The sequence below is a fragment of the Promicromonospora citrea genome, from assembly GCF_013004695.1.
GTDB lineage: Bacteria > Actinomycetota > Actinomycetes > Actinomycetales > Cellulomonadaceae > Promicromonospora > Promicromonospora citrea.
This window is the reverse complement of the sequence record NZ_JABEMG010000149.1, coordinates 1-10244: the sequence shown is the minus strand read 5'-3', so window position 1 is coordinate 10244 and position 10244 is coordinate 1. Positions and strand designations below refer to the sequence as shown.

At 75.3% G+C, this 10244-nt stretch carries 9 protein-coding genes; all 9 read right to left on the bottom strand.

Annotation, left to right across the window (positions count from 1 at the left end):
- Nucleotides 1-9 precede the first annotated feature (9 nt).
- Nucleotides 10-2526: an Hsp70 family protein gene (locus tag HLB15_RS20265; protein ID WP_171108047.1), complete on the bottom strand. Its 2517-nt coding sequence runs from the start codon at nucleotides 2524-2526 to the stop codon at nucleotides 10-12.
- The gene (locus tag HLB15_RS20260) at nucleotides 2519-3040 is read right to left on the bottom strand and encodes a hypothetical protein (RefSeq protein WP_171108045.1); all 522 of its coding nucleotides are present in this window, start codon (nucleotides 3038-3040) and stop codon (nucleotides 2519-2521) included. Before HLB15_RS20260 ends, HLB15_RS20265 begins: the two co-directional genes overlap by 8 nt.
- On the bottom strand, nucleotides 3037-4431 hold the full coding sequence (locus tag HLB15_RS20255; RefSeq protein WP_171108044.1) for a hypothetical protein: 1395 nt from the start codon (nucleotides 4429-4431) through the stop codon (nucleotides 3037-3039). Before HLB15_RS20255 ends, HLB15_RS20260 begins: the two co-directional genes overlap by 4 nt.
- On the bottom strand, nucleotides 4428-5276 hold the full coding sequence (locus HLB15_RS20250) for a serine/threonine-protein kinase (RefSeq protein ID WP_171108042.1): 849 nt from the start codon (nucleotides 5274-5276) through the stop codon (nucleotides 4428-4430). The genes HLB15_RS20255 and HLB15_RS20250 overlap by 4 nt, the downstream gene beginning before the upstream one ends.
- Before the next feature lie 80 nt (nucleotides 5277-5356).
- On the bottom strand, nucleotides 5357-6028 hold the full coding sequence (locus HLB15_RS20245) for a response regulator (RefSeq protein ID WP_171108040.1): 672 nt from the start codon (nucleotides 6026-6028) through the stop codon (nucleotides 5357-5359).
- The gene (locus tag HLB15_RS24895) at nucleotides 6025-7290 is read right to left on the bottom strand and encodes a sensor histidine kinase (RefSeq protein WP_171108039.1); all 1266 of its coding nucleotides are present in this window, start codon (nucleotides 7288-7290) and stop codon (nucleotides 6025-6027) included. Before HLB15_RS24895 ends, HLB15_RS20245 begins: the two co-directional genes overlap by 4 nt.
- Nucleotides 7291-7334: 44 nt before the next feature.
- Nucleotides 7335-8225: a CPBP family intramembrane glutamic endopeptidase gene (locus HLB15_RS20235; RefSeq protein WP_171108037.1), complete on the bottom strand. Its 891-nt coding sequence runs from the start codon at nucleotides 8223-8225 to the stop codon at nucleotides 7335-7337.
- A 227-nt stretch (nucleotides 8226-8452) separates the two neighbouring features.
- Entirely contained in the window at nucleotides 8453-9067 is a 615-nt protein-coding gene (locus HLB15_RS20230) for a TetR/AcrR family transcriptional regulator (protein WP_171108035.1), read from the bottom strand.
- A 64-nt stretch (nucleotides 9068-9131) separates the two neighbouring features.
- The coding region (locus HLB15_RS20225) for a Dyp-type peroxidase (RefSeq protein WP_171108032.1) at nucleotides 9132-10244 on the bottom strand (1113 nt) is incomplete at its 5' end.

Here is a 10244-nt window from a genome sequence, read left to right as displayed (position 1 = left end):
CGAGGGCGCTCACCGCCCCCGCCCCCGCTCGACCCCGACCACGCCGGGCCGCTGCGCCGTCGCGGCCGGGCCGACGTCCGGGCCCCCGGCCGGCGCGTAGCGGCGCAGCGCGGCGACGACACGCTCGAGCGTGGCCACGTCCCCGCGGACGGTCGCGAGGCGCCCCTCCGTCAGCAGGCGGCCGACCTCGGGCCGCGGGTCGCCCGCGAGGCTCTCCTCGAGCCCCGCGAACTGCGCGCGCACCCGGGCGTCGTGCGGGATCGCACCGCCCGCGATCGCCCACACCTCGTCGATGCGCCGCTCGATCACGACGCGGTCGCCGTCGACGAGGGCGGTGTCCAGCTCGGACTGCGCCTTGCTCAGCTCGGCCTGCTGCTCGCGCGTCCCGAACGTCGACACGATCTCGCTGGCCGTCGCCTTCGCCGAGCGTGCCTCGTCGGCGAGGCGCGGCAGGTCGAGTCCCGCCTCGGCCTCGTCGAGCGCGGACTCGACCTCGAGGAGGAAGTCGTGGCAGGTCGCGACGGCGTCGGGGTCGACAGCGGCCTGCCGCAGCAGGCGGTCGGCCTCGGCGAGGTAGCCGTGCTCGTCGAACCGGTCGAGGCCCGCCGCCGCCTCGGGGCCGAGCCCCGCGGCCTGGGCGCGCAGGTCGTCGTACCGGCGGCCGAGCGCGGCGCGGTGCTCCTCCAGCTCCTCGACCGGCGGCAGCGCGGACCGGCCGAGGTCGACGTGGATCGGGAACTCCTGGTCGAGCAGGGGGAAGTAGGCGGTGCCGTCCTGGGCCCCGAAGCTCGCGTCGATCGTCAGCTCCACCTCGACCTCCGACCCGGCGGGCACGTCGCGCGTGAAGTCCTCGCGCCGCAGGTCCAGCACGCCGACGACGCGGTTGCGGTCGGCCCGCTCGTGGTTGCCCTCGAGGATCGGGATGCGCAGCACGCCGCCGTCGGCGTGGCTGATCGGACCCGACGTGCGCAGGTCGGGTGCGCGCCCGGTGCTGGGCAGCTCGTCGCCCTGTGCGACGAGCACCTGCACCTCGTTGTTCGCCAGGCCGACGCCGACCGTGTGCACGGCGCGGGCGGCGCCGTCACCCTTGGCCGCGAGGCGGCGGTGGGTGGTGGTCGGGCTGTCGGTGGGCACCTCCGTGCCGGTCGGGTCGCGCAGCACGACGGTGAACTCGTGCAGGCCGTCGCTCAGCGTCTGCAGCCGGGTGCGGAAGACGCCGCCGCTCTCGAGCGCGACCTTGCCGCTGCTCCAGGCGAGCCCCGTGCTCGCGTCCGTGCTGCGCAGCTCGACGGTCCAGCCCGTCCAGTCCGTCACCGTCTCCAGCTCGGCGCGGCCGCCCGCGAGGGGGTCGTCGTCCTGGCCCGCCGCGGGGACGTCGAGGCGCAGGCGCACGGTCCCGGCCGGGGTGTGGTCGTCGGTGCGGGGGCGGCGGACGGTCGCGGCGTAGTAGGCCGCGCCGCGGGCGACCACGGTGATGGGGTCCTGGCTGTGGTCGAGCGGGATACCGAGCTCGCCCAGCAGCTCGCGCACGAGCACCATCTTCGAGGTGCCGCCCACGAGCAGGACCCGCGAGACGTCGGACGGGCCGAGCCGGGCGTCCGCGAGCGCCTTGCGGCAGTGGCGCACGGAGGCCGCGACGAGCTCGCGCGCGACGGCGTCGAGCTGGTCGCGGGTGACGGTGCAGGAGAACGGCACGTCGACGCCGTCGACCTCGATGTCGTCCTCGACGAGCACCTCCGTGCGGGCCGCGAGTTGGATCTTGATGCTCTCGGCGAGGCTCTTGAGGCGGGCGAGCGCGCCGACGGTGCGCGGGTTGTCGCGGGACACGACGGGACGGGACGGGTCGGCGGCGTGCAGGGCCGGCTTGAGCACCTCGTCGACGAGCGCCCAGTCGATGCGCTTGCCGCCGAGCGCGTTGTCGCCCGCGTGGGTGACGACGCTGAACTCGCCCTGCTCGATCTTGACGACGGCGGCGTCGAACGTGCCGCCGCCGAAGTCGTAGACCAGCCAGAACGCCTTGTCGGGCAGCGTGCGCTGCTCGGACAGGTAGGCCCAGGCGGCCGCCGTCGGCTCCTGGAGCAGCGTCGCGCTGCGGATGCCGGCGAGCTCCGCCGCCCGCATCGTCGCGGCATGCTGGTCCATGGTGAACGCGGCGGGCACGGTGATGACGGCGGCCTGGAGCTGCTCGCCGAGGGCCACCGACACGTTGCCGCGCAGGGACATGAGCACCTGGGCCGAGAGCTCCTCCGGCGACATGGTGGTGCCGGACGCCTCGAACAGCACCGTGTCGTCCCGCCGCCCCATCCGGAGCTTGAACTCGGCGGCGGTGTTCGCCGGGTCGGTGACGGCCTTCGCCACGACGCTGCTGCCGACGAGCACGTTGCCCGAGCGGGACACGTGCACGACGGACGGGGTGAACTCGGCGTTGGCCGGGTCCCGCAGGACACCGGCCCTGTCCCCGTCCATCACGGCGACGGCGCTGTTGGTCGTGCCCAGGTCGATCCCGAAGTCGACGTTCTCACGCATCGGTGTGCTCTCTCTCCTCGTGGGTGCCGGTGCTCGTGGTGGTGGGGACGCCGACCACGACCTCGGCGCGCTGGATCACCCGGCCGTCCCGGCGCACCGTCGGCCGGACGGTCTGGGTGATGGTCGGCCGCGTCACCGCCGAGTTCTCCTCCTCGGCCAGGACCGTGAGCTCCAGGCCGAGCACGTACGGCTGCCCGTCGTGGTCGTGCACGGTGACACCGGCCCGGCCCAGGCGGTCCGCGGCGTCCGACAGGTGCCTGCCCGCCATCCGGACGGCGCGCGCCGGCCGGTCGGCAGCGGACGGTCCGTCGACCCGGCGGCGCGCGCGCCACAGGTCGGTCGCGACGGCGGCCACGGCGTCGTCGGCGAGGTCGGGTACGGGGTCAGGCTGGGGGTCAGGTGCGGCGTCAGGTGCGGGCGCGGGCTCAGGTGCGGGCGCGGGCCCGGGGTCCACCGCGGGGATCCGGAACTCGCGCGGGTGGCGCAGCTGGCGCCAGCGGGCGGCGACGGTCATGAGCTCTCCCCTACGGTGACGGCGACGACCAGGACGAGGAACACGGCGAGGAGGAGCGCGGGTGCGAGGCTGCCCACGACGGACGCCGTGCCGGCGGCCGCGCCCGTCACGATCCCGATCACCCACGGCCCGCCCCACGAGCGGCGGGCGCAGCGCGCCCGGGCGACGAGGTAGGCGACGAAGACCGGCACCGCGAGACCCCAGAACCAGGACCCGCCCGCCAGGCCGACGACGAGGCCGCCGACCAGTCCCGGACCGGGTCCGAGCGCGAGCAGCCACGCCCACATCCCGCCGCGGTCGAGGCGGTCGACCAGGCCAGGCGTGCCGGCCCGGACGGGCGCGTCGCGGGCCGGCCGCTCGCGTCGCGACCCGAAGCGTCGCCGCGCCGCCACGAAGACCTCGAGGTTGTCGTCCGCGAGGGCGCGTGTCGCGGAGCCGCCGAGGTCCCGCGCGGCCGACAGCAGGGCGATGATCTCGTCCAGCGGCGCCCGGCCGCGCCGGATCAGGTCGACGTGGTCGTTGCCGTACGCGACCACGACGTTGTTCACCTGGCGCCCGACGTCGTCCCTGCTCGCGTCCAGCAGCGGGTCCTCGCCGAGGAGCGTGTCGAGCAGACGCAGCGGTTCGTCGGTCGTGTCCAGCAGCGTGCGCGCCGCGGCGAGGCCCTCGTGCTGCGGGGCGGCGGCCGCGGCGTCGCACGCCTGCTTGACCTCCTCGAGCAGCGGCCGGGCCACCGCGCGCAGGGCGCGCGGGACCGTCCCGGCGTCGAACCCCGCGTACCGGAGGGTCCGCACCATCCGCGTGGTGGCCTCCGGGTCGGTGTGCACCTGCCGTGCCGCGATCCCTGCCGCCACCTCGACGACGTGCTGCGCGAGCTGCCTGCGTGCCTCCCGGCCGACGCCGACGGTGAGGCGGGGGTCGTCGGCGGCCTCGACACGGCGCCGGGCCAGCTCGCCCGTCGCCGCCGACGTGATGCCGTCGGCCCAGGCGGCGAGCCCGGAGCTCCAGTCCGCCCACGCACCCTCGTCCACGGTGCCGTCCCTGGCCGTGCCCTCGAGCGCGCGGCACAGCCGGACGACACCGTCGGCCCGCGCGTCGCGGGCGGCGCCGTCGGCCCAGAGCAGCTCGTGCACCAGGCGGGCCACCGGGTCCTGCAGCACCTCGAAGGCGGCGCGCAGCTCCGTCTCGTCGGACGACGGCGGCAGCGGCGCGTCCGGACGCTCGGGCGGCACGTAGTAGGCGTTGCGGCTCTCCTCGCGCGCCCGGCGCACCTGCCGCTGTGTCGCGTCGGTGGGCAGGCCGGTGACGCGGAACGCGTTCCGCCGGAACAGGTCGTGGCCCCGCAGGCCCTCCAGCACCCGCGCGACGTGCCGTGCGGCGTCCGCCGTCATGCCGCCTCCCGCCACTGCGCGAGGTCCGCCGCGAACGCGGCCGCGTCCTGCGGCCTGCGCGCGGGGTCGGGGTCGAGCGCGCGCAGCACCAGGTCGTCGAGCGCGGCGTCGACGGCACGGTTGAACCGCGAGGGCGCGACGGGTGGCTCCCGCCGCTCGGCGCCGTACACCGTGTGCGCGAGGTCGCGGTGCGGCAGCACGTCGGTGAGCAGCAGGTAGGCGAGCACGCCGACCGAGTAGACGTCGGCCGCCGTCGACGAGCCGGCGCCGTACCGCAGTGCCTCGGGCGCCATGAACGCGAGCGTGCCCTCGCCACCGGTCAGGCCGGGCTGCGCACGGCGCGCGAGGCCGAAGTCGCCGATGCGCACCCGGATCCCGCGCCCGTCCTGGCCGACGAGGACGTTCCAGGGCGTCAGGTCGCGGTGCACGATCGGCGGGTCCTCGCCATGCGCCGCCGCGAGGCCGGCGCAGAGCTGTCGCAGGATCTCGACGGTGTCGGCCACGGGCAGCGGGCCCGCGGTGTGCGCGGTCCGGACGTCGTCGAGGTTGCCGCCCGCGACGTACTCCATCGTGAACCAGCCGCGCTCCCCGGCCGCCGTCGTCACCGTCCCGGCGTCGAAGACGCGCACCACGTTCGGGTGGCCGAGCCGCGACAGGAGCACGGCCTCCCCGAGCAGCTCGTGCGTCCGGTCCAGCGTGCCGACCTTGCGGAGCACCTTCATCGCGAGGCGGCCGAGCACCGTGTGCCGCACCCGGTACACCTCGGAGAAGGAGCCCCGGCCGAGCAGGCGCTCGACCACGTACGACCCGCCGGTGACGTGCTCACCCGCCTCGAGCAGTGCCATGGACACGTTCCCTCCCGCCGGTCCTTCCGGCGGGCACATCCTCGGCCGAGGCGTCCGGGACCCCTCCCGGGACGGCCTCGCTAGCTCGGCGGACCCGGTTGCGCGATCCCGTTCTGGTAGGCCCACACCGCCGCCTGGAGCCGCGAGCGGACGCCGAGCTTGGGCATCATGCGGGCCAGGTGCGACTTGACCGTGGAGACCTCGAGATACAGGGCGCGCGCGATCTCCTCGTTCGACAGGCCCTCGGCCAGCCGCAGCAGGATGTCGACCTCGCGCGGCGTCAGCAGGTCGGTGGCGCGGGCGGCCGTGACGGGCTGCGTCCGGCGGCGGCCCACGACCTCGCCCAGCACGCGCTTGGTGATCGCGCTGTCCAGCGTGCCCTGCCCCGCCGCGACCGACCGCACCGCCGCGACGACGGTCTCCGGCTCGGCGTCCTTGAGCAGGAAGCCGGACGCGCCGGCCTCGAGCGCGCCGAACACGTAGTCGTCGATGTCGAACGTGGTCAGGATGAGCACGGGGACCGGGTCGGCGACGCCCGGCCCGCACAGCTGCCGCGTCGCCTCGATGCCGTCGAGACCGGGCATGCGGATGTCCATGCACACGACGTCGGGCCGCGTGCGCCGGGCGACCTCGACGGCCTCCGCGCCGTCGGACGCCGTGCCGACGACCTCGATGCCCGGTTCCAGGTCGAGCATCGCGGTCAGTCCCGCCCGGACGAGCGGCTGGTCGTCCGCCACCACTGCTGTGATCACTGCGTGGGCTCCTCGTTGTCGTGGTGCTGGTCCCGCGGTGCGGGTGCGGTCTCCGTCGGGATCGTCAGCGTGACGAGCCAGCCGCCGTCGTCCGTGGGGCCGTAGGCCAGGTTCGCGTCGGTGAGGTCGGCGCGCTCGCGCATCCCGACGAGCCCGAACCCGCCCGAGCCCTGCGCCGACGGGGGCCGCCGCGCCGGGCCGTTGCGGACCGAGAGCACCACGTGCGCGGGCTCGCGCAGGTCCACCGTGACCTCGCACGGCGCGCCCGGCGCGTGCCGGGCCGCGTTGGACAGGCACTCCTGCACGGTGCGGTACGCGGCGAGCTGCGCCAGCGGGCCGACGGGCACCGTCTCGTCCAGCGTGCCGTGGACCGTGAGCCGGACCGGGGTGCCCGCCGCGGCGGCGGTGTCGACGAGCGCGGGGACCCCCGCGAGCGTCTCCACGCCGCGCACGGGCGCCTCGGTGCCCGCACCCGGGGCACGCAGCAGGCCGACGAGGCCGCGCATCTCGCGCAGCATCGCCGTGCTCTGGGTGCGCACCTGCCGGACGGCGGCCTTGGCGTCGTCCGGCGCGACGTCGATCTGGCGCTCGAGCACGCCGGTCATGACGGCGATGCCGGTGAGGTGGTGGGCGGCGATGTCGTGCAGCTCGCGCGCCATCGCCATCCGCTCGCGCGAGAGCGCGACCTGGACCAGCGCCTCGTGCTCACGCTCCAGGGCCGTGCGCGCCTCCCGGCGCGCCCGCACGAACAGCGCGACGGCCGCGGGCAGCCCGACCACGACGACGGCCTGCAGCAGCCCCGTGCCCCAGGCGACACCGGGAGCGACCCCCTGGGACAGCGTGCTCAGCGCGCTGCCGAGGCCGACCAGCACGACGGCGGCCCCGAGCGAAGCCCCGGACGCGGCGAGGCCGTGCCGCAGGGTCGCCCCGGACGAGGCGATGAGCACCGCCAGCGCCCCGAAGCTCGTCGCGTCCCCCGCACCGACGAGGGCGAGGACGGGAACCGCGGCGGCGACGGCGACCAGGACCACGCGCGGGGCGGGGCGCAGGGCCACGAGGAGCCCCGCCTGGACCACCAGCACCGCGAGCGACCACCACCAGACGGCCTGGCCGAAGCCGGGCGTCGCGAGGTCGTCCGGCGCCGCGACGGCCGCCGCGTGGCCGACGCCGACGAGCAGCGCCGTCGAGCCGACGAGGCAGCCGAGCGCGACGGCGAGGTCGGCGATCCGGTTCACGAGATCCTCCCGGATCGGCTCCGTCATGGCGTGCCAGGTGATCTTCGTGCGTTCGCTCGTCGAGGGCAAGCTCAGGCCGCCCGTCGGCCGGTCACGTCGTAGCCGAGGCGGCCCCGCGTGGCCACGAGCAGCACGCCCGCCGCGACGGACGAGCCGAGCAGCAGCGCGTGCTGGACGTAGTCGGTGCTCAGCCCGGGGAACATGTCGCTCCACACCACCGAGGCGAAGTTGTTGATGCTGACGTGCAGCAGCATCGCCATCGGCAGGCTCTGGCCGGTGCGGTTGAACACCCACTGCATGACGACGTTGAGCGCCACGCACACCGCGATGAACTCCACCGGGCGGTACCAGGCGACGTCGGGCCCGCCGCCCCACTGCGTGAGGAACAGCGGCAGGTGCCACACGCCCCACAGCGGCCCCACGATCACCGCCGCGCCGAGCGGGCCCGCCGAGCGCTGCAGGCGGGGCAGGGCGAAGTCGCGCCAGCCCGGCTCCTCGGCGAGGCCGGTGGTGATCATCTGCAGGAGCAGCCCGGGCACGAACACGGCCAGCACCATCAGTGACGGCACCTGCGCCTGCCCGCCGACGAACAGCGTGGCCAGGACGAACACCGCGGGCACGCCGAGCAGGATGCCGACGTACCAGCGCCACGACACGCGCCAGCGCCACAGCCGGCCGGCCCACTCGCGCAGGCCCGCGCGCCCGTCGGCGACGGCGGTGACCAGCGCCGCCGACGCGATCGGACCGAGATAGGCGCCCGGCAGGACGCCGAGGAGCTGGGAACCCAGCGGCCCGCCGGGGAACGTGACGTCCCAGACGCCGAGGCCGTGGTTCGAGAGCACGTAGGGGATCCAGGCGATCCAGCTCGCCAGGTTGGCCAGCACGAAGAACACGGTCACCGGGCGGCGCGCGATGAGCCCGCGCAGGCCGGGACGTGCCGGTGCGGCAGTGAGCGTGGTCATGGTCGACTCGTTTCGTCGTAGCGGTTCTGACGTGGAACGACGCTACGGACGCGACCCTGGCGCCCGCGCCGGGCAAAGGACGGGACGGCAGTGGTTCCTCCAAAGGATGGAGGTCGGCTCTCCGCCGGCCACCCTCCCGACGAAGGTCCGCTTCGAGAACGATCTGCGGGACGGGTCCGGGGGCGTTCTTGTCCCTCAGGTCGTTCTCGAAGCGGACCGCGGCGGGGTCAGAGAGCAGCAGGTGTCGCGTGGGAGCGCACGTAGGCCAGCGCGGCGTGCATCGACGCCCGCATCGGCTCTGCGGAACCGAGGGTCCGGGCCAGGAGCGACCCACCCTGCAGGGCGGTGAGCAGCGCGAGCGCGAGCTCGTCGAGGTCGGCGTCCGGCCGCAGCTCGCCCCGGTCCCGCATCGCCCGGAGGCCGGCCTGCAGCACGGCCCGCCAGCGCTCGTAGCCCTCGCGGATCTCGCCGCGCGACGACGGGTCGCCCGTGCTCAGCTCGGCGGCGAGGGTGCTCAGGTCGCACCGTCCGCCGGTCACCTGCTGGCGCTCGACGGCGGCGTCGGCCCAGGCCTGGAGCGCCTCGAGGCTGTCGAGCGCACCGAGCGGCGGCGCGCACGGCCCGGCATCGGCCTGCCGCGTGATGACGGCACTGATCAGCGCCCGCTTCGTCGCGAAGTAGTGGTAGAGCTGCGAGCCGCTGACCCCCGCGGCCTGCCGCACCTGCTCGGTGCTGGTCCCCGAGACGCCGTGCGCCGCGATGAGGTCGATCGCGGCGTCGAGGATGCGGGTGCGCGTGGCCTCCCCCTTCGGCGTGAGGCGCCGCTCCACGGTCTGGGTCATGGCGCGAGCCTAGCATTCTGGGTTGTTCAACCCAGAATGCCAGGCCGTCCGCGGGCGACCGGTCTCAGGCCAGGAGCGTCTCCCCCACGAACCCGCCCTCGGCGCACCCGGGCGGGACCGCGAACACGGCCGATCCCACCGGGACCGTCCACTCGTTGAGCAGGTCGAGCCGGTCCAGGCGGCGCTGGATCGGTACGAACTGCCGGTCGACGTCCGCCTGGTACGACACGAAGATCAGCCCCGACAGGGAGATCCCGTCGCCCACGGGCCGGTCGTCGTAGTTGTACGAGCGCCGGAAGATCCGCTCGGCCGGATCCTCGCTGCGGGCGCGCCGCACGTGCGAGAACTCCGGGATGACGGGGAACCCGATCTCCGTCGTGGCGGCGAAGTCCGGCTCGTCGTGCTCACGGGTTCCGGTCAGGGGCGCGCCGTTGCTCAGGTACCGGCCCACGGACTGCTCCCGGCCGGACCGGTCCAGCCGGTCCCACCGGTCGAGGTCCATGCCGATGCGACGCACCACGACGCTCGTGCCGCCCGCCAGCCAGTCCCGCGTGCTCCACACGACCTCGTCGAAGTCGGGCGTGCCCGGGACGGGGTTGACCGTCCCGTCGACCTGACCGAACAGGTTGCGCATCGTGGTGCCCGGCCGGACGGTGCCGTGCGCGCGCCGGAAGCCCTGCTGGCTCCACCGCACGGTCGCGAAGCTGCGGGTGTCCTTGAGCAGCATCCGTGCGGCGTGCGCCACCGTGAGCGGGTCGTCGGCGGCGATCTGCAGCAGCAGGTCACCGTCGGAGAGCTCGGGCCGCAGCCGGTCGACGCCGAACGCCGGCAGCGGCCCCAACCAGTCCGGTGCGCGCCCCCGTGCCCGGTCGACGAACCGCGGCCCGACGCCGAACGTCACCGTGAGGTGCGCCGGGGCCGCGGCCAGCTCCGGCTCGGAGTCCGCGAGCGCCGGTTCGCCCTGGGTGAGCCGCGCGGCGTCGTCGGTGAGGATGCGCATCATCCGCGTCAGGGCGGGCCGGTCGGTGCCGTCGAGAAGATCGAGGGCGACGAACAGCCCGTGGGCCTGGGCGTCGGTGGCGATGCCTGCCTGGTGCGGGCCGAAGAACGGGACGGTGCCCTCGCCGTGCGGCGGGGCGGGCGCGGGCTCGGCGGCGACGGCGCGCAGCGCGGCGTC